At 43.9% G+C, this 26,002-nt stretch carries 26 protein-coding genes; 7 read left to right on the plus strand and 19 right to left on the minus strand.

Going from position 1 to position 26,002, the window contains the following annotated elements:
- Positions 1–22: 22 nt before the first annotated feature.
- Complete coding sequence (locus KS2013_RS11615; RefSeq protein WP_083217845.1) at positions 23–586, minus strand: L-threonylcarbamoyladenylate synthase; 564 nt, start codon at positions 584–586, stop codon at positions 23–25.
- A 237-nt stretch (positions 587–823) separates the two neighbouring features.
- On the opposite strand from KS2013_RS11615, the gene KS2013_RS11880 reads away from it, so the two are divergent.
- Complete coding sequence (locus KS2013_RS11880; RefSeq protein ID WP_071890194.1) at positions 824–1,132, plus strand: DUF1272 domain-containing protein; 309 nt, start codon at positions 824–826, stop codon at positions 1,130–1,132.
- A gap of 38 nt (positions 1,133–1,170) precedes the next feature.
- Here the strand turns inward: KS2013_RS11880 and dsbG are convergent, their stop codons facing one another.
- From dsbG to KS2013_RS11640, 5 genes are all read right to left on the minus strand, one after another.
- Positions 1,171–2,007 (minus strand): thiol:disulfide interchange protein DsbG, encoded by an 837-nt coding sequence (gene dsbG, locus KS2013_RS11620; RefSeq protein ID WP_083217846.1) that lies wholly within the window; start codon positions 2,005–2,007, stop codon positions 1,171–1,173.
- A 5-nt stretch (positions 2,008–2,012) separates the two neighbouring features.
- A complete protein-coding gene (locus KS2013_RS11625; protein ID WP_068994120.1) occupies positions 2,013–2,846 on the minus strand; it encodes a TlpA family protein disulfide reductase in 834 nt (277 codons plus the stop codon).
- 240 nt (positions 2,847–3,086) lie between these two features.
- Complete coding sequence (locus KS2013_RS11630) at positions 3,087–3,566, minus strand: DUF494 family protein (protein WP_068994123.1); 480 nt, start codon at positions 3,564–3,566, stop codon at positions 3,087–3,089.
- Positions 3,567–3,644: 78 nt separating this feature from the next.
- The gene (gene dprA, locus KS2013_RS11635; protein WP_228703680.1) at positions 3,645–4,823 is read right to left on the minus strand and encodes a DNA-processing protein DprA; all 1,179 of its coding nucleotides are present in this window, start codon (positions 4,821–4,823) and stop codon (positions 3,645–3,647) included.
- Between the two features lie 63 nt (positions 4,824–4,886).
- Positions 4,887–5,939, minus strand: coding sequence for a LysM peptidoglycan-binding domain-containing protein (locus tag KS2013_RS11640; RefSeq protein ID WP_068994126.1), 1,053 nt, complete (start codon positions 5,937–5,939; stop codon positions 4,887–4,889).
- A gap of 305 nt (positions 5,940–6,244) precedes the next feature.
- Between KS2013_RS11640 and def the strand changes: the two genes are divergently transcribed.
- From def to KS2013_RS11665, 5 genes are all read left to right on the plus strand, one after another.
- On the plus strand, positions 6,245–6,748 hold the full coding sequence (gene def / locus KS2013_RS11645) for a peptide deformylase (protein ID WP_068994129.1): 504 nt from the start codon (positions 6,245–6,247) through the stop codon (positions 6,746–6,748).
- A 10-nt stretch (positions 6,749–6,758) separates the two neighbouring features.
- Positions 6,759–7,724 (plus strand): methionyl-tRNA formyltransferase, encoded by a 966-nt coding sequence (gene fmt, locus KS2013_RS11650; protein ID WP_068994133.1) that lies wholly within the window; start codon positions 6,759–6,761, stop codon positions 7,722–7,724.
- 7 nt (positions 7,725–7,731) lie between these two features.
- On the plus strand, positions 7,732–9,048 hold the full coding sequence (gene rsmB, locus KS2013_RS11655) for a 16S rRNA (cytosine(967)-C(5))-methyltransferase RsmB (RefSeq protein ID WP_068994136.1): 1,317 nt from the start codon (positions 7,732–7,734) through the stop codon (positions 9,046–9,048).
- Between the two features lie 160 nt (positions 9,049–9,208).
- Complete coding sequence (trkA, locus tag KS2013_RS11660) at positions 9,209–10,582, plus strand: Trk system potassium transporter TrkA (RefSeq protein ID WP_068994139.1); 1,374 nt, start codon at positions 9,209–9,211, stop codon at positions 10,580–10,582.
- Positions 10,583–10,591: 9 nt separating this feature from the next.
- Positions 10,592–12,043, plus strand: coding sequence for a TrkH family potassium uptake protein (locus KS2013_RS11665; protein WP_068994142.1), 1,452 nt, complete (start codon positions 10,592–10,594; stop codon positions 12,041–12,043).
- On the opposite strand, the gene KS2013_RS11670 is transcribed toward KS2013_RS11665, so the two are convergent.
- The 5 genes from KS2013_RS11670 to glmU all read right to left on the minus strand — a co-directional run bounded on the left by KS2013_RS11670 (position 12,044) and on the right by glmU (position 17,608).
- Positions 12,044–12,973, minus strand: coding sequence for a lysophospholipid acyltransferase family protein (locus KS2013_RS11670; RefSeq protein ID WP_068994145.1), 930 nt, complete (start codon positions 12,971–12,973; stop codon positions 12,044–12,046).
- 136 nt (positions 12,974–13,109) lie between these two features.
- Positions 13,110–13,703: a thiol:disulfide interchange protein DsbA/DsbL gene (locus tag KS2013_RS11675; protein WP_068994148.1), complete on the minus strand. Its 594-nt coding sequence runs from the start codon at positions 13,701–13,703 to the stop codon at positions 13,110–13,112.
- 35 nt (positions 13,704–13,738) lie between these two features.
- Positions 13,739–14,389 (minus strand): thiol:disulfide interchange protein DsbA/DsbL, encoded by a 651-nt coding sequence (locus KS2013_RS11680; protein ID WP_068994151.1) that lies wholly within the window; start codon positions 14,387–14,389, stop codon positions 13,739–13,741.
- Between the two features lie 13 nt (positions 14,390–14,402).
- Entirely contained in the window at positions 14,403–16,232 is a 1,830-nt protein-coding gene (glmS, locus tag KS2013_RS11685) for a glutamine--fructose-6-phosphate transaminase (isomerizing) (RefSeq protein ID WP_068994154.1), read from the minus strand.
- Positions 16,233–16,234: 2 nt separating this feature from the next.
- Positions 16,235–17,608 carry a bifunctional UDP-N-acetylglucosamine diphosphorylase/glucosamine-1-phosphate N-acetyltransferase GlmU gene (glmU, locus tag KS2013_RS11690; RefSeq protein ID WP_068994157.1) on the minus strand — a complete coding sequence of 458 codons (1,374 nt, stop codon included), beginning with the start codon at positions 17,606–17,608 and terminating at the stop codon, positions 16,235–16,237.
- A 193-nt stretch (positions 17,609–17,801) separates the two neighbouring features.
- On the opposite strand from glmU, the gene KS2013_RS11695 reads away from it, so the two are divergent.
- Positions 17,802–19,247, plus strand: a complete 1,446-nt coding sequence (locus tag KS2013_RS11695; protein ID WP_068994160.1) for a peptidase associated/transthyretin-like domain-containing protein — start codon at positions 17,802–17,804, stop codon at positions 19,245–19,247.
- A gap of 62 nt (positions 19,248–19,309) precedes the next feature.
- Here the strand turns inward: KS2013_RS11695 and KS2013_RS11700 are convergent, their stop codons facing one another.
- From KS2013_RS11700 to atpB, 8 genes are all read right to left on the minus strand, one after another.
- The gene (locus KS2013_RS11700) at positions 19,310–19,735 is read right to left on the minus strand and encodes a F0F1 ATP synthase subunit epsilon (protein ID WP_068994163.1); all 426 of its coding nucleotides are present in this window, start codon (positions 19,733–19,735) and stop codon (positions 19,310–19,312) included.
- A 37-nt stretch (positions 19,736–19,772) separates the two neighbouring features.
- Positions 19,773–21,149, minus strand: coding sequence for a F0F1 ATP synthase subunit beta (gene atpD, locus KS2013_RS11705; protein ID WP_068994167.1), 1,377 nt, complete (start codon positions 21,147–21,149; stop codon positions 19,773–19,775).
- Between the two features lie 63 nt (positions 21,150–21,212).
- Positions 21,213–22,073 carry a F0F1 ATP synthase subunit gamma gene (gene atpG, locus KS2013_RS11710; RefSeq protein ID WP_068994170.1) on the minus strand — a complete coding sequence of 287 codons (861 nt, stop codon included), beginning with the start codon at positions 22,071–22,073 and terminating at the stop codon, positions 21,213–21,215.
- 67 nt (positions 22,074–22,140) lie between these two features.
- Positions 22,141–23,688: a F0F1 ATP synthase subunit alpha gene (gene atpA, locus KS2013_RS11715; protein ID WP_068994172.1), complete on the minus strand. Its 1,548-nt coding sequence runs from the start codon at positions 23,686–23,688 to the stop codon at positions 22,141–22,143.
- A 12-nt stretch (positions 23,689–23,700) separates the two neighbouring features.
- Positions 23,701–24,237, minus strand: a complete 537-nt coding sequence (locus KS2013_RS11720; protein ID WP_068994175.1) for a F0F1 ATP synthase subunit delta — start codon at positions 24,235–24,237, stop codon at positions 23,701–23,703.
- 9 nt (positions 24,238–24,246) lie between these two features.
- The gene (locus KS2013_RS11725; protein WP_068994177.1) at positions 24,247–24,717 is read right to left on the minus strand and encodes a F0F1 ATP synthase subunit B; all 471 of its coding nucleotides are present in this window, start codon (positions 24,715–24,717) and stop codon (positions 24,247–24,249) included.
- 64 nt (positions 24,718–24,781) lie between these two features.
- A complete protein-coding gene (gene atpE / locus KS2013_RS11730; RefSeq protein WP_068994180.1) occupies positions 24,782–25,048 on the minus strand; it encodes a F0F1 ATP synthase subunit C in 267 nt (88 codons plus the stop codon).
- A 66-nt stretch (positions 25,049–25,114) separates the two neighbouring features.
- Positions 25,115–25,990: a F0F1 ATP synthase subunit A gene (gene atpB / locus KS2013_RS11735; protein ID WP_068994182.1), complete on the minus strand. Its 876-nt coding sequence runs from the start codon at positions 25,988–25,990 to the stop codon at positions 25,115–25,117.
- Positions 25,991–26,002 lie beyond the last annotated feature (12 nt).

Below are 26,002 nucleotides of genomic sequence, written 5' to 3' on the forward strand. Positions count from 1 at the left end.
CTACCTCTTCGCACAAACGTGCTTAATCTCGTAATACCTGCTGCGTTTGTGCGTCAATAATTTTAGACGGTCGATCGTAACCGCCGAGCGGTCCCGCTACCACCATATCCAGTTGAGTCATCATATGATTTCGTATCATTTCGGGGCTTTTCATTTCAGGCTGTCCCGCTCTATTAGCGCTGGTCGACACTATGGCTGAACCAGCTTTATCACATAAGGCCCGAATATGTGGATTTTGACTTAAGCGGATAGCGATTTTCGGATGACGGCCACAAATTAGTGGAGACATGGTATCCACTCTTGGTAACAGCCAGGTCACTGGCTGGCCCGAGTATTGATCGAAACAAGCCAACAAATCTAAAGCCTCCGGATCAATAAAAGGCTCTACCTGCTGTATTTCACTTGCCACTAATATCAACCCTTTATGCCAAGGCCGATTTTTAATATCAAGAATTCGTTGTATTGCCTGGTCAGAATCTGGGAGACAGCCCAAACCAAAAACAGCTTCTGTTGGATAAGCAATCACACCATCCTGTTGCATAAGCTGTACGGCCCTGTGAATATGAAAGTCGTTAATATAGCTCAATGAGTTAACCACCGCCTGTTAAATTTGGCATGCTGTTCGAGTGGAATATTCACTATTCCCGACTCGTTCCAATATTGTTCAAATTTACAAATCTGTCCGAATTTTACAGAGTTAGCGTGCCTTTGTGTAGATGTTTAGAACTATAACAGTTTTCTAGAGCTCTGTAGTCTAGCTAGGTTATTGTTTAGCTGGTATATTACCGCTGCAGGTATGCTCAGGAGAATAATAAGGAGCCTCATGTTAGAACTCAGACCCAGCTGCGAACAATGTAATAAACCACTCCCACCAAACTCAACGGAAGCAATGATTTGTACCTTCGAATGCACCTTCTGTCGGGATTGTGTTGAAAAGGTTCTTTTGAATGTTTGTCCCAACTGCGGGGGCGGATTTACACCAAGACCAGTCAGACCCGCGACTAACTGGAAAGACGGTAACCACTTAAGCAAACACCCCGCCAGTGATAAAGTTGTCTATAAACCAGTCGATCCACAGCAGCATGAGGTGTTCTCTCAGGACATTAAAAACATCGCACCAGAAAAACGATGAACAGTCTCTGGTGCTTTTTTTAGCTTTATCCGTGCAACTTACTGTGGTTTAGGGCTACCCATCATTGTTTCCAGAACCTCATCCTGAGGTAGTCCCTGTATTGCCTTAACTTTACCGTCTTTATCTTTGAAAAGAGAACTTGGCGTAGCACCAAAACCTAATCGCTGCATCATGTTGGTATTTAACTGAACTCGAACCTGACCTTTTTCTATAGCTTCGGGATCTATTTCTATACCACCCTGGTCAAATTGCTCATGATGCTTTTGCAACATAGTTTCCGGGTCCTTACTACCCATAATGGTTGCCGCTTTATCCATGCTACTTTTGCGTAATATGGCTACCATGATGTGTCTAAGCTGTACCTTACCAGCCTTAATCCAGGGATCCGCTGCTTCGCGGAATTTATAACAATAAGGACAATTTGGATCAGTAAATGTGTAGATTGTTACCGGCGCATCATCTTTACCATCAGCTATCCAGTTACTGTCTTCCAGCTCCTTCCATGCCCTGGCCATACGTGGCCCTTCAACTAAATCTTCCATCACTTTTGAAGTAAGATTAACTCCCTCTTTATCGATTAAAGTCCCTACGATGGCATACTGCTTATCTTTTGTGACATATATAGCTAAGGGTTGACCACGCATCATCCCTGCATAGCCCATCATTCCCGCCGGAGCGTCGAATGTATCGATAATTTCGACACCCTGTTCAATAATACTTTCGATGGGTGCCGGATATTGTTTGCTTCGTTCCAAAGCACCTTGTTCAGAGTTAATGCTGCTATCATCTACCACTGAATCCTTCTTAGCTGCATCATCATTACAGCCGGATATTAGTGCCAGCATTAAAGCCATGCTCAGGGCAATCTTGTTCATAAAAACTATTCCTCAGAATATGTTGTTGAGTTCTGTGTTAATTGGTTAATTTTTGCCTTTAGTGTTGCTCTGGATAACTCCCCTAGATGCGCATCCCTTAATTTTCCATTTGCATCGACAAAGAGCGTTGTCGGCAAGGCTCTACTACCTAACAAGTTGCCCAGAGTCGTTCGCGGATCCGCCAACACATTACTCAGGCCAAGGCCTTCCCTTTGCAAATATTCTTCTACTGCCTGTCTGTGCTCTCCCTGATTGACAAAGACAAATCCCAAGTCTTGATACTGTTGTTGTGCCTGTTCCAATATTGGCATTTCACGTCTGCAGGGAGGGCACCAGGTTGCCCAAAGATTTATAACTCTGGGTTTTCCACTCTCAACGTCTGCAAGGTCTATGGCCTGGCCCTTGCTGTCCATCAAGATCACACGTGGCAACTGTTGCGCTGTATCATTTATAGCCCAAAGTCCAAATTGGGTTAAACCTATAAATAATAGGCCGGCACTGATGCCGGAAATTAATGTTACCCTTTTTGTTGGCTCTCGCCACAGATAAATAGCCACTATAATTGCTGCGGTAATTGCACCAGCCAAAAGACTAAAACCACCGTCTCTGATATCCATTACTGCCAGCCAATTAGCTTGATACTCTTCAAAATACTGTAAAACGAAAGTTACTCGCGCCACCACAAATGATGCAATAACAATGTTTGCTATTTGTCCACTGGCTACCACCTTTTTTCGCTTTCCGACCAAACCGGCTACTACTAAAGCCACTACCAGGCTCAATAAAAACAACAAGCGTTCAAAAGGTAAACTAATTGGTCCAATATCAATGGTTAGCACAAATAATACGGTTTTAGGTTTAATATCAACTTAGTGGGATTGTACGAGTTTTAACGGTACATTGCCGTTATCTGCGTGTAAAAATTGAGTAAATATCAGGTTTGTCGCTAACTCCGACAATGATATGACTAAGGTGGAACCGCTCTGTTTGTTCAAGCGGTTAACTGGTCATGGCCTTAACAGTTGCGGCGAATGGCCGCTGTGATCAGTGAACCCGAGCTCCAGAACTCCAGGAGTTATCTAGTGAGCTTGAGAACCCTTCTCTAAGTTTTCAACCCAGGCGAATTCTGCATCACGATCTTGCATATTAAACAAGACCATCATCACCACCCAGCGTAATCGCTCCAAAGCCACTTCTTCATCTTCCTGCTGACCAAGTGCAGTCATTCGATCAATGACCATTTCCCGTGCATGAGCATCGAGAATGCCTCTTTGTTCGAAGTACATAATGGCGCCCTGAACGGCTGGGGTTAATACCAACTGTTCCTGCGGCGAGAAGAGACGGATTGATTGGCTTGCTTCTGGCGTTGGTTTAAAGCTCTCTGAGGTAGCAAGCACTAAACCGTCTAACCAATCGATAGCTCCTTTTATTTCACCGTCAGTAAAACCAACGTCTTCCAGAGCTTCGACCAAGGTATCATTCGCCAGAATGTGGTTGTTTTCTTCGTCTTGGAAGTTTTCAAAGATATAAAGTAGTACGTCGAGTACGTCTTCTTTCATTGAACTCTCTTTTCCAGGCTAAACGCCCATTAAAAGCCAGTTGTGCCATTTGCTAAGTGTGCCGAAGTTCTGCTTTCTTCAGTCAGACCGGCGCTGATAACCGCCTGCCACACTCACAATATGGTTATTTAATTCTAACAGTAATAACATATGGCTGACTACATCTATTTCAAGTCCCGATCGATCAATAATGCTGTCCATGGAGGTAGTGTCGTAATCGATGACCTGCATAAGCTTCTGATAATCATCGTCTAACTCAAACTCATTACTCGATCTCTTTTGTGTTTCTCCTCCACCCAGATTATTTGATGTCTGCCAACTCTGTGCCTGCCATAATGCCAGCGCTTGCAGTTCTTCAATAATTTCCTCAGCCGTCTCTACCAGCTTAACCCCTTGTTTAATCAGTGCATGACAGCCACGTGCCAAAGGATTATGAATTGAACCCGGTATGGCAAACACTTCACGCCCTTGCTCCATCGCCAGTCTAGCTGTAATTAGCGATCCACTCTTTATCGCCGCCTCTACCACCAGAGTACCAAGGCTCATTCCTGCAATAATTCGATTACGAGCGGGGAAGTGCGATGCACGGACCCCTTTTCCTAGGGCAAACTCCGACACCAGTGCGCCATGTTCAACAATGTCTTGTGCCATATCTTTGTGACTGGCCGGATAAACTCTATCCAGCCCCGTTCCTGCCACAGCAACTGTAGGTAAACCCTGATCTAAAGCTGCCTGATGAGCGCACCCATCCACACCTAAAGCCATACCGCTGGTAATCACCGCACCGGCCTGTGCCAGCGTCTTAGCAAAGTTAGCAGCATTTTCTTTACCTTGTGGAGTCGGGTTGCGACTACCCACAATTGCAATCTGGTATTGATTGAGTAACTCTTTGTTTCCTTGCACAAACAGCAACTTAGGAGCTGACTCTACTTCTTTCAGCAATGCAGGGTAGTCAGGACTGTTAAACGGAATGAGATGTTTATTATCACTGTCAAACCAGCTCAGGTCATGCTCTATGATATCGTCTGTGACATTATCTAGACGCTCTTTCAGTCCTGCTCTGAAACCGAGTTGGACCAGTTGCTTTTCTGACAATTCAAAGAGTTCACAGATTGAAGAGTATCTTTCAAGAAATTGTTGTAGCTTATTACTGCTGATGTTGATGTGAGACAGAGCCAGCCAGGCTCGTTTCTCGTCATGAGTCATATCCCTGTACTCCATGATTTTATCTTGTTCTTTATTTTTTGTTGTTGCCAATAAAAACTGACCTTGTCATCACGACAAGGCCAGTTAAATATAACAATAGCTGCTAAATACTTTCTAGTATGGATTTCTAGCCACATCGAATAAGTGCATTGGACGTTCAGCATCCATGATCAAGGCCAGGCTTACCTTCTCGTAAGTGCGGAACACCATCAGGGTTCCTGCACGCTCTTCAGGCAATGTCACATAAGGATCTTCTTCGCCACGCTTCTCTGCAACCTGATCAATAACCTTTTTTCCACGCTGATACACTGTCAGCACATGACCTTCTTCCAGGCCATCACGCTCGCCTTTGTTCAGCGTTACAACATGATATTGTCCAATTTGAGATACACCACCATAGACTGAGATAAGCTGTGCCTCTATATCTGTTTTTGGAGCACGTGGAGCATAAAGTGGAGGCATAGGATCTTCAGTACGAGGAAGTGCAACGTCACCCCTCAGCACTTCCAGCTTGGACTTTTTAACATCCAATGTTGCTGGATCGCCTTCTTTGATAACTTCACCATTAGCCAGATAGCGTGCTTCAATTCCTAGCAACTCATTAGTTACAGGATCGCGATACTCTTTGCCTTGACGGTAAATACCATAGGATGAGCCCTGACCTGCGTCCAGACCTCTTATATACAATCTATCATCGAGACCGCCGCTGATAACTCGCTCTTCTGCTAACGCCACAACGTATGGAGCCTCATCGAAGATAGAAGCATCATCCACCACCAGCTCATTAATCAGGAACGGTCGGATGATTTCCATTGGTATGGTAGTAATCGCGTCTCCTTCAGAGAGAACACGAGCTTTCGGGCGGAGTTTGATGGTGCCATCAGACGCTTTAACCAGATATGGTTTGCCGTCAATATAGACCAGTTTCAGGATGTCACCCGGATAAATGAGGTGCGGATTTTCTACCTGTGGATTAACATGCCAAATCTCAGGCCAGTTCCAAGGTTTGGTTAAAAATCGACCTGAAATATCCCACAAGGTATCACCTTTTTCGACCACGTAAGTATCAGGATGATCTGCACGAAGCTCCACTTCCTGACTTGATTGCGCGATACTCCCCAAAAATAGAGCTGCTGTTGCAGCTGCTGCTGTAAGTATTTTTTTCATGGCTTTCCTTTGTAATTTACTGGTAGTCGGATCCCATTGGCTCACTATACCCCGAATATACCGCGAAACATAGCCAAGGGAAACAGCCAAAACCCAAACGTAGACCATCTAAAGTCTTTAAGGATCATCATCTTATCAACAATTCTTAGCAGATTACTACAACTTAATCACAGTCTATTCATTATTTTCGGGGTTTTAATGCCTTTTTTTTCCCCTAAAAATGGTCATTCCGGGTCGAATTGATTATGATCGCCCCAATATATTTATCAATACGACATTAATTGTAAGTTTAACAGTGATAATCCATGGCTAAATTAGAGATTTTAGAGTTTCCAGATACACGCTTACGAACCAAAGCAACTGACGTTACTGATTTTGGTGAAGAGTTTCAGCAGCAGGTCGATGATATGTTCGAGACCATGTACGATGCCCCTGGCATTGGCTTAGCAGGAGCTCAGGTCAATTATCATAAGCGCCTATTTGTTATTGATGTTTCCGAGGATAAGAGTGAGCCGCTGGTTTTTGCCAATCCGCAGTTTATCGAGAAGCGGGGTGTTGAAGAGATGGAAGAGGGCTGTCTATCATTTCCGGGAGTTTATGCCAAAGTCCAAAGAGCCAATGAAGTCGTAGTAAAAGCACAGGATCGTCACGGAGAGGAGTTCGAGCTTGAAACTGATGGTTTATTGGCCGTTTGCATTCAACACGAGCACGATCATATAGAAGGCAAACTTTTTGTTGACTATTTATCACCTCTAAAACGGAATAGAATTCGAAAAGCCCTCGAAAAACAACACCGTAACAAAAAGTAAGTACTTGCTTATGAGCGCTTCTCTAAAAGTTATTTTTGCTGGCACGCCAGATTTCGCAGCCTCCAGCCTGCAGGGTTTGATTAACTCTCAGCACGAGGTGGTTGCCGTCTATACTCAACCCGACCGTCAGTCTGGTCGCGGCAAGAAAATTCATATGAGTCCTGTTAAGGAGCTGGCGCTTGAGCATGGTATACCCGTTGAGCAGCCACTAAATTTTAAATCTGAAACAGATCGGAAGCTATTGGCCAGTTTTAACGCTGATGTAATGGTTGTAGCTGCGTATGGCTTGCTTTTACCTCAATCCGTACTTGATACCCCTCGGTTAGGCTGCATTAATGTTCACGGCTCTTTGCTTCCCCGCTGGCGTGGTGCCGCGCCAATTCAGAGAGCCATTCAGGCTGGTGATACGGAGACAGGTATTACCATTATGCAAATGGAGGCTGGACTCGATACTGGTCCCATGCTGAGTAAAGCCACAACCCCGATTTCTGCTGATGACACCGGTGCAACACTCCATGATAAATTAGCGGTGAAGGGAGCCGACCTCCTGATCGAGACAATGGATGCTTTAGCTGAAGATAATCTCAAAGCCATACCCCAAGATGACACATTAGCTACCTACGCCCATAAATTAACTAAACAGGAAGCTTTTATCGACTGGTCTATGGATGCCACCTCAATAGAGCTTACAATCAGGGCGTTTAATAGCTGGCCTGTGGCCCAGACTTTAATTGATGGTAAAGTGATTCGAGTCTGGCAGGGGAGCGTTCTTGCGGAAGATACCAATAAGGCACCCGGGACAATTGTCAAAGCAGACAAAAACGGAATCCAGGTTAGCTGTGGTCATCACCAGCTCCTATTAAGCGAACTGCAGTTACCAGGCTCACGAAAAATGTCGGTTCGCGACTTATTAAATGCTCCTAAAAATCAGGCTCTGCTTGCCGTGGGTGCTAAATTTTCAGACCCTCAGGCGTAAGTAGCTCATGCCTATACTCAACGCTCACCAAATCCGTAGCCAGGCTGCGATCAGCCTTCATGAAATAGCTTTCAAGGGCCACTCAGCCAATGATGTCCTTGCTCAGTATGAGTTTAGCAACCCAAATGATACCTCGCTCTATAAAGCTCTGGTACTTGGCAGCTGTCGATACTTCCTGCGTATGCAAGCTGCAACAGAAAAACTCCTACGTAAACCCTTCAAGCCCAAAGATCGCGATCTGCTGTGCTTGCTGATCGTTGGACTGTACCAACTGGAATATACGCGGATTCCCGATCATGCCGCTTTGAGTGAGACTGTTAACGCCTGCCGTGAATTAAAAAAAGACTGGGCCGCCAAGTTAATTAATGGGGTGTTGCGAAATTTTGTTCGTCAGCAAACTTCAATCATGGACGAGCTGAATAAAAACTGGGACACAAAGTTTTCGACTCCCGACTGGCTTATCAATAAAATTAAGCCTGTCTATAAGGGTCAGATAGAATCCATTCTAGAAGCCTCTAACCAACAGGCTCCAATGTCACTGCGGGTGAACCTTAGCAAATTAACCCGCCAGGATTATTCCAACCTTTTAGATGAAGCTGGCATTGAGCATTTATTGCATCCTCTTGCAGATACCTCGATTATTCTTAATTCCGCACTCCCGGTAGAGCAGCTACCCGGATTCGAGGAGGGTCTTTGTTCCGTTCAGGATGCGGCGGCACAAATGGCAGCTATCCTGTTAGCCCCCAGACCTGGAGCATATAGTTTAGACGCTTGTGCTGCGCCTGGTGGAAAGACTGCCCACCTGTTAGAGCAAACCAATAATAAACTTCATCTAGATGCTGTTGATATAGATCCTCAGCGCTGTTTCAAAATCCAGGAAAATCTTGAACGTCTTGAACTAAGCGCAGATATCCATGCTGAAGATGCGCTACATTTCATGCAGGGCAAGAACGGATATTACGACACTATTCTGCTTGATGTTCCATGTAGTGCAACAGGTGTAATACGCCGTCATCCAGATATTAAATTACTCCGACGGGAAGAAGATATTGCAGAGTTGGTTACTATCCAGCAACAACTCCTAGAAAGTGCCTGGAAGGCATTAAAGCCGGGTGGCAAGCTGTTATATGCTACCTGCTCTATACTGACTGAGGAAAACAGTCAGCAAGTTAGTCATTTCCTAAAGAAGACTGAGGATTGTCAGCTTTCTGAATTACCAAAGGAGCTGGTCAATATTAGTAGCAGCAATATTGGCTGTCAGATTTTGCCTGGTACAAAAGATATGGATGGCTTTTACTATGCCTTGCTGCACAAAACCGCCTGAGCAGTTACATAAGGTCTCTCTTTCAAGGTGCCAGTTATCAATATTTACGCTAAATCCCTGATATTAAAACCCAAAAGCTCAAAAAAGCCTTCCGATCAGACGCCGTTAGCGTTAGCATAAGCAACAGATAACGTAAGAATAAGGTTACCAATTTGTCGTTATGAAAATCATAATCCTCGGCGCCGGACAAGTCGGCACCAGCCTTGCATTGAGCTTAGAAGGTGAAAATAACGACATTACGCTTATCGATTCCGATCCGAAACGCTTGCGTTATATTCAGGATCATCTTGATCTTAGGACTATAGTCGGTCATGCGGCGTTTCCAGATGTTCTTGAAAATGCCGGCATTGATGATAGTGATATGTTGGTTGCTGTGACTAGCAGCGATGAAGTCAATATGATTGCCTGTCAAATTGCTCATACCCTGTATCAAACTCCAAGTAAGATTGCTCGAATTCGTGCAAGTAATTACCTAAACAATGATAACCTTTTCGCTCATCAGCACATTCCGGTTGATGTTGTTATTAGTCCGGAACGCCTGGTCACAGAATACATTGAGCGCCTGGTAGATAATCCAGGGGCTTTCCAGGTTCTTGATTTCGCTAAAGGTCTACTGCGATTGGTCGCTGTTAAAGCCTATTATGGTGGGCCTCTGGTAGGCAATGCTTTGTCAGAACTTAAGCAGCATCTGCCCAATGTCGATACCCGTGTTGCCGCTATTTTCCGTCGTGGACGCCCTATTGTCCCAACTGGCCACACCGTCATTGAAGCCGATGACGAAGTATTCTTCCTGTCAGCCAAAAAGCATATTCGTTCGGTAATGAGCGAGCTTCAGCGGCTCGAGAAAAAATACCAGCGCGTTATTATTGCCGGCGGAGGTAATATCGGTGAAGGCTTAGCCAAAAAGCTCGAAAAGAAAATGTTGGTTAAAATTATTGAAAGAGACCCTCATCGTGCCGAAGAGCTAGCCAACAACCTTGAAGATACTTTAGTACTACAGGGTGATGTTTCTGACGAAGATCTCCTCAATGATGAAAACATCAGTGAGTTTGATTTATTCATTGCTGTCACCAATGACGATGAAGCTAATATCATGTCAGCCTTGCTTGCAAAACGGCTAGGTGTCCGAAAAACCATGGTACTGATCAACCGTACAGCCTATGTTGATTTAATACAGGGTCATGAGATTGATATCGCTATTTCTCCACAACAGGTGACCATTGGCAGTTTACTGACACATATCCGTCGCGGTCATGTTTCCAGCGTCTACTCGTTACGACGGGGCGCTGCAGAAGCCATTGAGGCTATCGCCAAAGGGAATGAACAAACCTCCTCGGTTATTGGAAGAACCATCAGTGAGCTGGCCTTACCCCCGGGTACATCTATTGGTGCAATCGTACGGGATGAACAGGTTATTATTGCCCATGACAACGTGATCATCCGTGAAAATGACCATGTCGTCCTCTTTATGGTCGACAAGGGCTATATCCAGGACGTTGAGCGTTTGTTCCAGGTCAACGTTACTTATTTCTAGGACCGCTTAATGCAGTTTGCCACCATTACACGTATTTTAGGCCTTCTGATCATGGTGTTCAGCTTGACCATGATTCCGCCCAGTGTGGTGGCTTTGATCTATCAGGATGGTGGCGGAAGCGCATTCTTTATAACTTTTATACTCTCGTTAATTTCTGGTTTTGTAATTTTCTTTTCGAAGCGCCATGCTAAACAAGAACTAAAAATTCGGGATGGCTTTCTGGTTGTATCGCTGTTCTGGACAGTGCTAAGCCTTTTTGGCTCGCTTCCTTTTATGCTGATAGAAAATCATGCTTTATCGCTGGCGGATGCAGTTTTTGAATCTTTCTCAGGCATCACTACTACCGGTGCAACGGTTATCAGTGGCATAGATGAGTTACCTCACTCGATTCTATTCTATCGTCAGCAGTTACAGTGGCTTGGCGGTATGGGTATCATCGTGTTAGCGGTAGCAATTTTACCCATGCTGGGAATCGGTGGTATGCAGCTTTATCGCGCTGAAACACCGGGTCCGATTAAAGACTCGAAATTGACCCCGCGTATCGCAGGTACAGCCAAAACGTTATGGTTCATTTATGTTGGGTTAACCATTGCCTGTGCAATTTCTTATTGGCTGGCAGGAATGTCTGCCTTTGATGCCATAGGTCACAGCTTTAGCACCATCGCAACGGGTGGATTCTCCACCCACGATGACAGTATCGGTTACTTTGACAGTGACCTGATTGAAATGCTGTGCATTCTGTTCATGTTCCTGGGCGGCGTAAATTTTTCACTGCATTTTTTCGCTGTGCGGAAACTCAGCATGACGCCCTATCTTAGAGATCCTGAGTTTAGGGTCTATACCATGATCCTACTGACCGTAGGATTGGTTGGCGCAATAGTACTTTTGGTTGATCATGACTATACGTCCTTCTACGAAGCTTTTTTACACACTCTGTTCCATACGGTTTCCTTCGCTACATCTTCAGGCTTCTCAACAACTGACTATTATTTATGGCCTTTAGCCATATCTGTACTGCTGATTTTCGTCAGCTTCCCTGGCGGTAGTGCAGGTTCTACCTCAGGAGGTATGAAGGTAATCCGAATCATCCTTTTATTTAAACAAGGGTTCCGGGAAATCAAGCGTCTTATCCACCCCAGCGGCGTGTTCATCATCAAGCTTGGAAAAGAATCGGTTAACGATCGTATTGTTAATGCAGTTTGGGGTTTCTTCGCCACCTACATTATGTTCTTTGTGATATTCATGTTTATTCTGCTGTCACAGGGACTGGATCAGGTTACTGCCTTTTCAGCAGTCGCAGCAACAATGAATAACCTCGGGCCTGGTTTGGGTGAAGTTTCTCTTAATTATGGTGGGCTGAACGACCTTACGAAATATGTTCTAAGTTTCGCCATGCTATTAGGTCGACTGGAAATATTTACACTGCTGGTCTTATTCACGCCATACTTCTGGCGTCGATGATCATCGACGATAGGGGTTGGCGCCACCACACTCTGTTGTTTTAAAGCGCTTGTAAGACCACTGATACTGCTCAGGATAACGCCGGATCATATCCTCAAGCTTTGCATTGACTTGCTTTGCGTATTCACACTCGCCAATTTCAGGATCCAAATCGATCGCCTCAATTTTAATGTCATATTGACCTTGATCATTTCGGATTGCAGCAATTTGATAGAGATCGGCATGACTCTTAAGGTGGATTTTCTGGACCAATGTCATTGTCAACGCCTCTTTACCACAAAAAGGAACAAAAACCCCGGCGCCACGCCCAGGTTCCTGGTCGCTTAGCACCGCTGCAACTTTACCTTCTTTTAACGCTTTTATCAGTTCCATTACACCGCGACTATCACCCCTCACCATTGCCGTCTGATTCTGGCAGCGTCCTTTAGTAATAACCTCGTCCATTTCCAGCTGCCGAGGAGGGCGGTACATACAATAAAATGGGAAGTTTTTCCCAAGATAGTATAAAGCAACCTCCCAGTTACCTATATGAGCCCCGGTGAATAAAACCCCTTTGCCCTCAGCCAGACTTCGCTGCATCCGTTTTTCTCCCTCAACGGCGCCCAAAAACTTTTCTCCCTGGCAGCTTCTCCATATCTTTGCGACCTCAAAAAACAACCTTCCGGTATGTTGAAGACTCTTCTTAGCCAGCTGTTGTCTTTTTTTGTCTGAATAGTCGGGGTAGCAAATGGTTAAGTTAGTCAGGGATGTCGTATAGCTCCGTGTCTTGAACAGTTTCGACAGTAGTGCGAATAACCTCGCAAAAGCTCTTCCCGCAACTCCAGGGAGAAACGCAAACAACCCTATTAACGTACGGATTAGTTTAACTTTCCTGGGGTTTGAACGAACTTCCTTACCTTTTGATACAGGCTTTGTTTCTTGATTGGTCATATTCGTACTAATGTTATAACGTGAATTTATCAATGACACAGCGATTGCTGTTTATTATTTTGCTACTTTAGTATAACCATAAAAAATGCCAGTGAACACTGGCATTTTAAAATAGTAAAACGACTGACCAATCTATTTATTTTGTATTTTCTAGCGCGAAAGGACCCAGTAATTCACTCAAATTCTGTAAGCTTTCTACTTTATATTTTTTGTTTACCATAAGAGTAGGGGTAGAAGTCACTTTAAAGTCTCTGGCCAATTTGTTGGCATACTGAACCTTGTTTGCAACACCGAAAGAGTTATAGGCTTTTTCAAAATCTGCTTCTTTTACACCTAGCTCTTCAAAGATTGGTATTAATGCCGCTTTATCCTTAATAGGTTGTTTTTCAACGTGCCACTTATAGAAAAACGCTTGATGAGCTTCCTCTTTAATACCCAGTGCCTCGGCTGTGTAGTAGGCATAGATCATATGCTCAATAAACACCGGTACCTGCTCGAACTTTACTTCTTCAGGCTTCTCATTTTTCTTCCATTTTTGCAAAACAGGCTCTACGTTATAACAGTGACCACAGTGATAAGAGAAAAATTCGTAAACATGTGGTTTTGAGCTGGCTTTTTTGCCGCTTAGTACAGAATAATCTTTACCTTCTTTAACTTCTGCATTACCTGTGTTCCAAGCCAAAGATAACAATGTCACCGCAGCCATCAATAATATATTCTTAACTTTCATAAATATCCTCATCTTCAAATGGGTCTAATATTGCTTTATTGAGTGTTACCTATCGCAAAGGTTCCCAGCATTTCATTAATATTCTCATAAGAGGTCACCTTAAATTTTTCATTCACTATCAACTGCGGAAAGCTCATGATTGAAAACTCACGCATCATCTGTCGCGCTCGATCCACCTTCGCTTGTACCGCGGCAGAGTTGTACGCTGCTTCAAACTCTTCCTTTGAAACGCCTACCTGTTTAAATATCGGTATTAGGCCCTCTTTATTTCGAATGATATTTTTCTTTCTGTGCCACTCGTCAAATATTAAAGGATGAACCTTATCTTTAACTTTTAACTCTTCGGCCGTGTAATAACCGTATGTTAAATGTGAGACCTGTGCCATAAATACGGGGATTTGTTCGAATGTCACCGCATCCGGTTTATCATTTTCTTTCCACCTGACCATCAGTGGTTCCAGGTTGTAGCAATGCGGACAGGTGTAAGAGAAAAACTCGTATACCACCGGCTCCTTAGTAGCTTCCTTACCCGCTATTACCGTATAGTCCACACCCTCTTTTACCGAATATACAGGAGCTTCTAGAGTGACTTTATCTTTTTTCTGTTCCTCGTCGTTTTCAGAGCAACCAGTAAGGGCTAGGGACAAAGTCATAAGGGTCGCAAATAACTTATTTGTTAGGGTCATTCATTTCTCCGCGTTACTCTACGGTAACTGATTTTGCTAAATTTCTTGGTTGATCGACGTCAGTGCCTTTGATTACTGCTACATAATAAGACAGCAACTGCATTGGGATGGTGTAAACCATAGGCGCTGTAATGGCATACTGACTGTCTACCGGAAATACCGTTATACCATTTGAAGCCTGAATATTAGCTGACTTATCAGCAAAAACAAAGAGCGACCCCCCTCGGGAGCGAACCTCTTCTACATTGGACTTCAACTTTTCCAACAAATTGTCATTCGGCGCAACTACCACGGTTGGCATCTCTTTGTCGATCAAGGCTAACGGACCATGTTTCAACTCACCTGCGGCATAAGCCTCAGCGTGTATATATGATATTTCTTTCAACTTCAGGGCAGCTTCCATGGCGATCGGATATTGCTGTCCACGTCCAAGGAATAAGGTGTGATGTTTCTCAGCAAATGCCCCGGACAGCTTTTCCAGTTCCTTGGCCTGATCCAGTGCCAGCTGAATCTCATGCGGTAAATGCTCCAGCGCTTCAACAAACTCGTGCTCTATGGATGACTTCATTCCTTTAGCTTTACCTATCGAAATCATTAATAACAGTAACGATACCAGCTGTGCTGTAAATGCTTTGGTTGAAGCCACTCCTATTTCTGCGCCTGCTCTCGTTAGCAAGGTCAGGTCTGACTCCCTGACCATTGAAGAAGCAGGGGAGTTACAAACCGTTAAACTGGCCAAGTAGCCTTCATCCTTTGATTTTTTTAAAGCTGCTAGCGTATCCGCTGTTTCACCTGATTGTGAAATAGTTACAAACAGACTATTAGGCAATACTGCCGTTTCCCTATAGCGATACTCACTTGCTATTTCCACTAGACAGGGGAGCTTTAAATAATGTTCTATCCAGTATTTAGCTACCAACGCCGCATGGTAACTTGTGCCACAGGCTATAATTTGAATTGCATCCAGCTGCTCAAAAACTTTAGTAGCATTCTCACCTAAGGTTTCAATATATACCTGGTGATCAACAACACGACCCTCTAGAGTTTCAGCAACAACATTTGGCTGCTCAAAAATCTCTTTCAACATAAAGTGGCGGTATTTACCTTTATCCACCGCATCATGCTGTAGGTCTGATACTTCGAACTCACGACTAATTTCTACACCGTCACTATTAAGCAGTGTAATTCCGTCCCGACGCACCTCTGCGACTTCACCTTCTTCCAAATATAAAAACTCTCGTGTCACCGGAAGGAGGGCCAGCTGATCAGAAGCTACGAAGTATTCTCCAATTCCTTTTCCTATAACCAGAGGACTGCCTGAACGAGCCACCACCATTTTATCCGGCTGTGTTGCGTCAATCGCAACAGTGCCGTAAGCACCTTTTAACCTCTTAGTCGTAGCTAATAAGGCTTTCAACATTGTATCGTGTTCCTTCAAGGCTTCGTGCAGGCAGTGTGCTATAACCTCCGTGTCCGTATCCGATTCAAAACGATATCCTTTTCCTTTCAACTCATCTCTTAACTCATCATGATTTTCGATAATGCCATTGTGAACCAAAGCAATATTGTCTTCAGACATATGCGGGTGAGCGTTTTTTTCATTAGGTTCGCCATGCGTAGCCCAGCGAGTGTGAGCGATACCAAGACCTCCCTGGATAGGGTTTGCTGCTAGCGCTTCCTTTAACTCAGAAACTTTACCGGCTCGACGAATTCGCTCGATTTGCTCATCATGGTAAATGGCTACTCCCGCAGAATCATAACCTCGGTATTCCAGCCGTTTCAATCCTTCTACTAATATATCGCTGACGTCTCTTTGTGCTATGGCACCTACAATTCCGCACATTCTTAACCTTCCTCTTTTGATTTTTTTATTGGTCTTTGCCATCCAGAAATATGTTTTTGCGGCGAACGACTAATACATAATTCCTCTGCCGCCACATCTTTAGTTACCGTTGTTCCAGCACCAATAGTCGCATTTTGACCGATGGTAACTGGTGCAACTAACTGTGAATCTGAACCGATAAAAGCACCATCTTCTATGCGTGTTGTAAATTTATTGGCTCCATCATAGTTGCAGGTAATAACTCCCGCACCCACATTTACTTCCTGTCCAATTTCAGCATCACCTAGATATGCCAGATGACTAGCCTTACTGCCTTTACCAAGGGTTGCTTTCTTTGTCTCGACAAAGTTTCCTATGAAAGCTTCGTCCTCGAGTTTTGTGCCAGGCCGTATTCTTGCAAACGGTCCAACCGAACAGCGTTTACCAATGTCCGCGTTTTCTATCATCGTATTCGGTTTTATTTCGGTCTCAGCGCCAATGACACAATCTTTCAAAATAACATTGGCTCCAATTTTCGCTCCGGACTCTATCTTCACCTTGCCTTCTATAATAACGTTTACATCAATCAAGACATCATTATCGCAAGCAAGGTCTCCACGAATATCAAGTCGAGCAGGGTCGATTAATGTTACCCCTTCTTCTAATAGGCTTTGTGCCTTTGCTAACTGATAGCGCCTTTCAAGTTGAGATAACTGTACTCGACTATTAACACCCTCAACTTCGATTTCAGAAGCGGGGTGCCAGGCCTGTACACCAGTGCTTTGAGCTGCCATGGCGATACAGTCAGTAAGATAGTATTCACCCTGGGCGTTGTTGTTATCGATGTTAGATAACCATTGTTTTAATGATTTTGCTTGAGCACACAATATCCCGGTGTTCACTTCATTAATTAACAGCTGTTCATCGTCTGCATCTTTTTGCTCGACTATGGCGGTAACGTCTCCGTTCTGGTTACGAATAATCCGACCATACCCCATTGGGTCATTCAATTTTACCGTTAGTAAGCCAATTCCTGACTGTGGCTGAGCCTTAAGCAGGCTTTCCAGTGTTGAGCTCTGAATGAGAGGCACATCTCCATACAAAACTAATATTTGATTTTCATCCGGTATTTCTGGAAGCGCCTGATCAACTGCATGTCCTGTGCCAAGCTGATCAGCTTGCTCAACAATTTGAACATCTTCTTCGACCAGGTTCTGTTTTACGGTTTGAATACCGTGTCCAGCAACCACAATGACTTGGCTAGGTGACAGTTTTTTTGCCGTGTCGATTACGTGTTGAACCATCGCGCGGCCAGCTATAGGGTGTAATACTTTGGGCAACTTAGAGTGCATGCGGGTACCTTTTCCCGCTGCTAATATCACTACACTTAATGCCATAATTGTTTTAGTTAAAAAAATTTAAGCGTCTATTCTAACATCAAAGTTCAAATTTGACTCAACCCCTTAACCCTTTTTCAGCGATCTCTTACTTTTTTTTAAGTATTTACTGCTTTTTTCAATTATTACAACCACTTAAAGTTAAAGCGCTTCATGAAGAAGCTTTAGTAATCGGATTTCAAAGGAGAATGAAATGAAAAAATTACTAATTCTCGCTGCTTCGACAGCGTTAATAAATGGCTGTATTTACGGTACGGTACAAGATGCAAATACTGGCTCTGGAATTCAGGCCGCTAAAGTCAGCGTCATCAACGGTAACTGTTATGGCAATGGCTGCGGTTTTCCCGAGGCTACTGACAGTTCCGGTTTATATGTCTTTGATGCTTATGGTGATCGCAATGGTGACGCCAATACTAAATTGATTTTACCCGCCAATGGACAAGAAGCTGTTACGTTAAGGGTCAGTAAACCTGGTTATTACTCAAGAACCTTTTACCATAAGCCAAAATACAGGACTGTCACTTATGACGGCGCCGATTATCAGATAAGTGAAACCCCAATCGTTTATCTATGCCCATATGGAAGTATCGACAGCGATGGTGACACTATCTGTAATGACGCTGAAACCCGTTATGGTACAGACCCTTATAATAGTGATACTGATGGGGATCGACTAAGTGACGCTGCTGAAATTTTTGGCTATGACGGCGTCGATATTCGTTACTATGGCGCTGATCCATTACGAAAAACGGTCCTCATTGAAGCTGATTACTATGCTGACTTTAAACCCGACCAAGCAGCTTTAGATCAGGTTATTCAGTCATTTGCAGATGCGCCAGTAAATAATCCTGATGGCAGCACAGGTATAACCTTAGCCATCCATCTAGATGACCAAATTGCTTCAGCTGATGTTGATCCTGATCTTAACCCTGTGTGGTCCGATTTTGATGTTATTAAAAACAAGTACTTTGAAACGCGCCGCGACAAACTTTTCCATTATGCTTTATTTGCCGATCAGATTTTAAGCGCAGGTTATAGCGGTATCTCGAGAGGTATCCCTGCACATGACTTTGTTGTTTCTTTGGGCGCATGGCCAACCCCGGGAGGGACTACACAGCAACAAGCTGGTACTTTAATGCACGAGTTTGGTCATAACCTTGGCCTCCGTCATGGTGGTAATGAAAACGCAAATAGAAAGCTTAACTACATCAGTGTGATGAGCTACGATTATCAGATGCCAGGACTAACTATCAATGGAACAACGGGTATCGTTGATTATTCCAGACTTAAAATTAACGCGGTAAGCTCTACCATCAACGAATTTTCCGCAATGTCTGGCTATGGTGGCACAACCGAAAGTCATCTTGATGAATATAGTGTCAGAAGAAATGGTGTTTGGTTATCTGGCACGGCAAGTGAGAATTTGGATGTTAACAATAACGGCGTCTTACAAAACTCCGTGTCGTTAACAGCTGCAAATGCATCGCAAAATGATTGGGATAATATTAGTTTTGCTGCAGGCGGTAGCATTGGTGACGGCCATCTTGGTTTATCAGCCGAGCTAGATAGTATGTTATTGCAGGTTCAGAGTATGCCAAGTTATATGGTTGAACCTTGCTTAACTCCGGACTCTCAATAAGTTATAGGTATAAAAAAAGGTGGCTAGAGCCACCTTTTTTTTTGATCGCAAGAAAAGTAAATTTACTTACCACTTTTCTTTTTAATCGCTCGTAAGGTACGTAATTGAGCAACAGCTTCTGCAAGCTCTGCAGCCGCTTTTGAATACTCAATTTCAGAGTTCTGATCAGACAGAGCTTCGCGAGCGTCCTGTTCTGCTTCTAAAGCTTTCGCTTCATCCACATCTTCTGCTCTGATTGCTGTATCAGCCAGTACCGTTACTATGTGCGGCTGAACCTCTAACATTCCACCAGAAACGAAGAATAGCTCGACCTCACCTCCAGGTAGAGTCACTTTGACTGGACCCGGGTTTAATGACGTTAGCAGGGGAGCGTGGCCAGGTTCAACACCTAGCTCACCAAGTTCACCCGTTGCAATCAAGCGTTCAACTTTTCCTGAGAAAATTGAGCTCTCTGCGCTAACGATGTCCAAATGTACTGTCATTGCCATCAGTCTCCCCCTTTCTTAGAGAACAAGCAAGGGTTCATTAAAGATTCTTGGCCTTTTCAACCGCTTCTTCAATAGAACCAACCATATAGAACGCTTGCTCTGGCAAGTGATCGTATTCACCATTTAGGATGCCTTTAAAGCCAGAAATCGTATCCTTAAGTGATACATATTTACCTGGAGCACCTGTAAATACTTCTGCTACGAAGAATGGTTGAGACAAGAAACGTTGAATTTTACGTGCACGTGATACAGTCTGCTTATCTTCTTCAGAAAGCTCGTCCATACCAAGAATCGCAATAATATCTTTCAACTCTTTATACCGCTGAAGTACACCCTGAACACCACGAGCTACATCATAATGCTCGTTACCGATGATTAACGGATCAAGCTGACGAGAAGTAGAGTCTAAAGGATCAACTGCTGGGTAAATACCTAGCTCAGCAATTTGACGTGACAATACAACAGTTGCGTCCAAGTGTGCGAACGTAGTAGCTGGAGAAGGGTCAGTCAAGTCATCCGCAGGTACGTATACAGCCTGAATCGATGTAATCGAACCAGTCTTCGTTGAAGTAATACGTTCCTGAAGTACACCCATCTCTTCAGCTAGAGTTGGCTGGTAACCAACTGCTGATGGCATACGACCTAGTAGTGCTGATACCTCTGTACCTGCTAGAGTATAACGATAGATGTTATCTACGAACAATAGTACGTCACGGCCTTCATCACGGAATTTTTCCGCCATAGTCAAACCAGTCAAAGCAACACGTAAACGGTTACCCGGTGGTTCGTTCATCTGACCATATACTAGAGATACTTTATCGATTACGTTTGAGTCAGTCATTTCGTGGTAGAAGTCGTTACCCTCACGAGTACGCTCACCTACACCAGCGAATACTGAGAAACCTGAGTGCTCAATCGCAATGTTACGGATAAGCTCCATCATGTTTACGGTTTTACCTACACCAGCACCACCGAACAGACCAACTTTACCACCTTTAGCGAATGGGCAAACCAAGTCGATAACCTTAATACCTGTCTCAAGAAGTTCGTTAGCTGGTGCTAACTCTTCAAGAGTTGGTGCTTTACGGTGAATAGACATACGTTCTTTCTCACCGATAGGACCTTTCTCATCGATTGGGTCACCAAGCACGTCCATGATACGGCCTAGGGTTTCTGTACCCACAGGAACCTGGATTGGCGCGCCAGTATTCGTTGTTTCTAATCCACGACGTAAACCATCTGATGCTCCCATCGCGATACAACGCACAACACCGTCACCCAACTGCTGCTGAACTTCAAGCGTTAGGCCTGTATCAGTTACTGTTAGTGCATCATAAACCTTAGGAACACTATCACGCGGGAACTCAACGTCGATAACCGCGCCGATAATTTCTACAATGTTACCTGTGCTCATATTGATTTCCTCAATCTTAAGCTTTTAAAAACTTCTCTTTCTACTTTACGAAAAAGTAATGTATTAAACCGCAGCTGCACCAGCACTAATCTCAGCCAACTCTTGAGTAATAGCTGCTTGACGTGCTTTATTGTAAACAAGCTCAAGGTCATCAATAAGATCACCGGCGTTATCCGAAGCAGCTTTCATCGCCACCATTCGTGCTGCCTGTTCACATGCTATGTTTTCTACAACTGCCTGATAAACCTGAGACTCAATGAAACGCACCATTAATTTATCCAATAATGGCTTAGCTTCTGGCTCGTACAAGTAGTCCCAGTGATGGCGCAATTCATCATCTTGACCAACCGGTAGTGGCAATAGTTGCTCTACCTTAGGATCTTGCGTCATCGAGTTTACAAACTCATTCGTTACGATAAATAATCGATCAATGCGACCTTCGTCGTAGGCTTTTAACATCACTTTCACTGCACCGATCAAATCTTCAATCTCCGGTGTATCACCCAAGTTTGAAGTTTTAGCAACAACTGAACCACCGAACTTCTTAAAGAAGCTAGTCGCTTTGCTGCCGATCAGACACATATCAACTTCGATGTCCTGCTCAGACCATTTTTTCATGTCGTTAAGCGCTGCTTTAAACAAGTTAATGTTTAAACCACCACACAAACCTCGGTCTGTTGATACAACGATATATCCTACACGTTTAATGTCACGTTCTGTGATATAAGCATGACGATACTCAGGAGTACCCTGAGCGATATGCTTAATCACGTTACGGATTTTTTCCGCGTAAGGACGTGATGATGCCATACGATCTTGCGCTTTACGCATTTTACTCGCTGCAACCATTTCCATCGCAGAAGTAATTTTTTGCGTATTCTTAATCGATCCAATTTTAGTACGAATCTCTTTAGCGCCTGACATATATTATTTCCAGTCTAAATTAGTGTTTGGAAGCAGGGAAGGGTGCCAAAAGCACCCATCTCAATTCTTACCAAGTTTGCGTAGACTTAAACTTAGTTAAAGCTTCTTCAAGTTTAGCTTTGACGTCGTCGTTGTAATCACATTTTTCATTGATTTCATCCAACAAGTCTTTGTGCTCATTCTTGAAGTAGTCTAGCAATGCAGATTCAAAATCACCGACTTTGCTGATTTCAACATCTTTCAAGTGGCCTTCTTCCGCAGCGTATAGCGATACCGCCATTTCAGCTACGGATAAAGGAGCGTATTGATTCTGCTTCATTAGTTCAGTTACACGCTGACCATGCTCTAGCTGTTCACGAGTCGCATCATCAAGATCCGAAGCAAACTGTGCGAAAGCTGCCAATTCACGGTACTGAGCTAATGCCAAACGAACACCACCACCAAGCTTCTTAACGATCTTAGTCTGTGCAGAACCACCAACACGTGATACTGAAAGACCAGCGTTAACCGCAGGACGGATACCGGCGTTGAACAAGTCAGTTTCCAAGAAAATCTGACCGTCTGTAATCGAAATAACGTTCGTAGGTACGAAAGCAGATACGTCACCAGCTTGCGTTTCAATAATTGGCAATGCTGTTAATGAACCTGTTTTACCTTTTACTTCACCGTTAGTAATCTTTTCAACGTGATCTGCATTGATTCGTGCAGCACGCTCAAGAAGACGTGAGTGTAAGTAGAATACGTCACCTGGGTATGCTTCACGGCCTGGAGGACGACGTAATAGCAATGAAATTTGACGGTAAGCCCAAGCCTGTTTAGTCAAATCATCATATACGATTAAGCTATCTTCACCGCGGTCACGGAAGTACTCACCCATTGAACAGCCTGAGAATGGAGCAATAAACTGCAATGCTGCTGCATCAGCTGCTGCCGCTGCAACCACGATGGTGTGGTCCATTGCGCCGTGCTCTTCAAGCTTACGAACGATGTTGTTAATTGTAGACGCTTTTTGACCAACCGCTACATATACACAAGTAACACCTGTGCCTTTCTGGTTGATGATTGCGTCGATAGCGATGGCTGTTTTACCAGTCTGACGGTCACCAATGATCAGCTCACGCTGGCCACGACCGATTGGAATCATCGCATCAATTGATTTAATACCGGTTTGTACTGGCTGGTCAACTGATTGACGGGCAATTACACCAGGTGCAATTTTTTCGATTGGAGAGAAACCGTCGTTTTCAATTGGACCTTTGCCGTCAAGAGGGTTACCCAGGGCGTCAACAACACGACCTAGTAGACCACGGCCTACTGGCACTTCAAGAATACGGCCAGTACATTTAGCAGTCATACCTTCAACGATGTCAGTGTAGTCACCTAGAACTACCGCACCGACAGAGTCACGCTCTAAGTTCAAAGCCATACCATATTTACCGCCAGGGAGTTCGATCATCTCACCAGCCATGACTTCTTCTAAACCGTGTATACGTAAAATACCGTCAGATACGCTGACGATAGTACCTTCATTACGAGCCTCGCTAACAACTTCAAAAGAGTCGATGCGTTTTTTGATTAGCTCGCTAATTTCAGATGGATTCAGTTGCACACTCATGCTTCTTCCTCACTAAGCTCTTAGCGTTTCGGAAAGCTTGTTGAGCTTACCGCGTATTGATCCGTCAATAACCATGTCACCTGCTCTGATAACCAGGCCACCAATCATTGAAGAATCCACTTGTGTTTCAATGTTAACCTTACGACCAAGTTTTGTCGTCAACTTGTCTGTTAGTCGTTGCAATTGCTCATCACTTAAGGCCATTGCTGATGTTACTTCAACATCAACTGTTTTCTCATAATTCGCTTTTAAAACGTCGAAACGTTGGCGAATCGCTGGCAATGCTTCTAAGCGATTATTTCTTGCAAGCAATTTAATAAAGTTTTGGACTTTATCAACCAAGTGGCCTTCGCCGATTTTAAGAATCACTTCGCCTTTCTGTTCTGAAGAAAGGGAAGGGTCTGTAATCAGTGACGCCACTTCGTCATTGCTAACGGCTTGAGCGACAAAATCTAACATGCTTGCCCACTCAGATACAGTCTGAGAACCAAGAGCATATTCGAATGCTGCTTTTGCGTATGGTCTTGCAATAGTAGATAGCTCTGCCATAGTTAACCCTTATAGATCTTCGACTAGCTTGTCGAACATATCATTGTTCGCTGCATCGTCGATGTTGCGCTCAATAATTTTCTCAGCGCCAGCAACTGCTAAAGTAGCAACTTTAGCGCGTAACTGTTCGCGTGCACGGTTAACTTCTTGCTCAATCTCAGCTTCAGCGCCTGACTTAATCTTTTCAGCTTCAGCGCGAGCGTCATCTTTCGCTGAATCAACAATTTCAGCATGACGTTTTTTAGCAGAATCAACCAAGTCAGCTGACTGGTTTTTAGCATCACGTAAAATTTCTGATGCTTTTTCCTGAGCAAGCTCTAAGTCTTTTTGACTTCTTTCTGAAGCCGCAAGACCCTCGGCAATTTTATCTTGACGTTCTTTGATAGCCTTCATCAATGGAGGCCATACGAACTTCATGCAGAACCACACAAAGCCGACAAAGAATATCATGTTGATTAATAGGGTAGCGTTAATATTCACGTCTATTCCCCCTCTCTTAAGTTAGTCATCATTTTGGTATAAATACCAGTTCGCAATCTCTTTATTAACCGACTAGAGCTTGCAATTGACCAACATATGGGCTTGCGAACGTGAACCACATGCCGATACCGATACCGATCATAGTAACCGCATCCAAAAGACCAGCAACTAGGAACATTTTAGTTTGTAGCATAGGAGCAAGTTCAGGTTGACGAGCTGAAGCTTCAAGGAATTTACCACCTAGAAGACCGAAGCCAATCGCAGTACCTAAAGCACCTAGACCCAAAATTAATAGTACACCTAATGCTGTGAACGCGAACAAAGTTTCCATTGTTTTCCTCCAATCGAGAAATAAAGTTAAATGTTAAAACTAAAAATTAAAAACCAAAACCTGTGATTAGTGATCTTCATGGGCCATGCTGAGGTATACGATAGTCAGCATCATAAAGATGAAAGCCTGTAGCGTAATTACAAGAATGTGGAAAATTGCCCACACCATGTAAGCGATACCACCGCCGACGATACCGCCGATACCAGCACTCATTAAGACCGCAATCAAAATAAATATCAGCTCACCTGCATACAAGTTACCGAATAGACGCAGTGCTAACGAAACTGGTTTTGCAAGTAAACCTATGGATTCCATCAAGAAATTGACCGGAATCAATAAAACCTGGACAAACTTATTCTTACTTGAAAATGGGTGAAGCGTTAACTCTCCAACAAAGCCGCCAATCCCTTTGACTTTGATGCTGTAGAAGATAATTAATAAGAACACCCCAAGCGATAAGCTGAATGTGATATTTGCGTCCGTACTCGGTACAACCTTCAAGTAGGTGTGACCTGGCTCAGCATCAAACGCAAGCACGTTAAATTTGTCGGCTAACCATGGCAACAGATCAACTGGCACAAGATCCATCAGGTTCATCAAGAAGATCCAGACGAAAATTGTTAACGCCAACGGTGCGATCAACGGGTTTCTACCGTGGAAAGTATCCTTAACGGACTTATCGACGAACTCGACGACCATTTCAACAAATGACTGCCATCTTCCTGGTTTTTCAATCTGTGCGTTTCTGGCTACTTTCCAGAAACTGAAACAAAATAATGCACCTAAAAGGAAAGAGAAAATAAGACTGTCGACATTAAATGTCCAAAAACCAGCCTCTGTACACTGATTCCATGCCCAACCTTCATCAGTTTTACACACTTGCCAGTTTTGTAAGTGGTGCTTGATATACTCAACGCTGGTTTGATTCTCTGAAGATGCCATTGCTTCTTAAAC

Source organism: Kangiella sediminilitoris (assembly GCF_001708405.1).
GTDB lineage: Bacteria > Pseudomonadota > Gammaproteobacteria > Enterobacterales > Kangiellaceae > Kangiella > Kangiella sediminilitoris.

Excerpts from the sequence above, each read along its gene's own strand:
- KS2013_RS11880 (WP_071890194.1), top strand. The coding sequence starts at position 824 with ATGTTAGAACTCAGACCCAGCTGCGAACAATGTAATAAACCACTCCCA.
- dsbG (WP_083217846.1), bottom strand. The coding sequence starts at position 2,007 with ATGAACAAGATTGCCCTGAGCATGGCTTTAATGCTGGCACTAATATCC.
- KS2013_RS11630 (WP_068994123.1), bottom strand. The coding sequence starts at position 3,566 with ATGAAAGAAGACGTACTCGACGTACTACTTTATATCTTTGAAAACTTC.
- KS2013_RS11640 (WP_068994126.1), bottom strand. The coding sequence starts at position 5,939 with ATGAAAAAAATACTTACAGCAGCAGCTGCAACAGCAGCTCTATTTTTG.
- def (WP_068994129.1), top strand. The coding sequence starts at position 6,245 with ATGGCTAAATTAGAGATTTTAGAGTTTCCAGATACACGCTTACGAACC.
- fmt (WP_068994133.1), top strand. The coding sequence starts at position 6,759 with ATGAGCGCTTCTCTAAAAGTTATTTTTGCTGGCACGCCAGATTTCGCA.
- rsmB (WP_068994136.1), top strand. The coding sequence starts at position 7,732 with ATGCCTATACTCAACGCTCACCAAATCCGTAGCCAGGCTGCGATCAGC.
- trkA (WP_068994139.1), top strand. The coding sequence starts at position 9,209 with ATGAAAATCATAATCCTCGGCGCCGGACAAGTCGGCACCAGCCTTGCA.
- KS2013_RS11665 (WP_068994142.1), top strand. The coding sequence starts at position 10,592 with ATGCAGTTTGCCACCATTACACGTATTTTAGGCCTTCTGATCATGGTG.
- KS2013_RS11670 (WP_068994145.1), bottom strand. The coding sequence starts at position 12,973 with ATGACCAATCAAGAAACAAAGCCTGTATCAAAAGGTAAGGAAGTTCGT.
- KS2013_RS11675 (WP_068994148.1), bottom strand. The coding sequence starts at position 13,703 with ATGAAAGTTAAGAATATATTATTGATGGCTGCGGTGACATTGTTATCT.
- KS2013_RS11680 (WP_068994151.1), bottom strand. The coding sequence starts at position 14,389 with ATGACCCTAACAAATAAGTTATTTGCGACCCTTATGACTTTGTCCCTA.
- glmS (WP_068994154.1), bottom strand. The coding sequence starts at position 16,232 with ATGTGCGGAATTGTAGGTGCCATAGCACAAAGAGACGTCAGCGATATA.
- glmU (WP_068994157.1), bottom strand. The coding sequence starts at position 17,608 with ATGGCATTAAGTGTAGTGATATTAGCAGCGGGAAAAGGTACCCGCATG.
- KS2013_RS11695 (WP_068994160.1), top strand. The coding sequence starts at position 17,802 with ATGAAAAAATTACTAATTCTCGCTGCTTCGACAGCGTTAATAAATGGC.
- KS2013_RS11700 (WP_068994163.1), bottom strand. The coding sequence starts at position 19,735 with ATGGCAATGACAGTACATTTGGACATCGTTAGCGCAGAGAGCTCAATT.
- atpD (WP_068994167.1), bottom strand. The coding sequence starts at position 21,149 with ATGAGCACAGGTAACATTGTAGAAATTATCGGCGCGGTTATCGACGTT.
- atpG (WP_068994170.1), bottom strand. The coding sequence starts at position 22,073 with ATGTCAGGCGCTAAAGAGATTCGTACTAAAATTGGATCGATTAAGAAT.
- atpA (WP_068994172.1), bottom strand. The coding sequence starts at position 23,688 with ATGAGTGTGCAACTGAATCCATCTGAAATTAGCGAGCTAATCAAAAAA.
- KS2013_RS11720 (WP_068994175.1), bottom strand. The coding sequence starts at position 24,237 with ATGGCAGAGCTATCTACTATTGCAAGACCATACGCAAAAGCAGCATTC.
- atpE (WP_068994180.1), bottom strand. The coding sequence starts at position 25,048 with ATGGAAACTTTGTTCGCGTTCACAGCATTAGGTGTACTATTAATTTTG.
- atpB (WP_068994182.1), bottom strand. The coding sequence starts at position 25,990 with ATGGCATCTTCAGAGAATCAAACCAGCGTTGAGTATATCAAGCACCAC.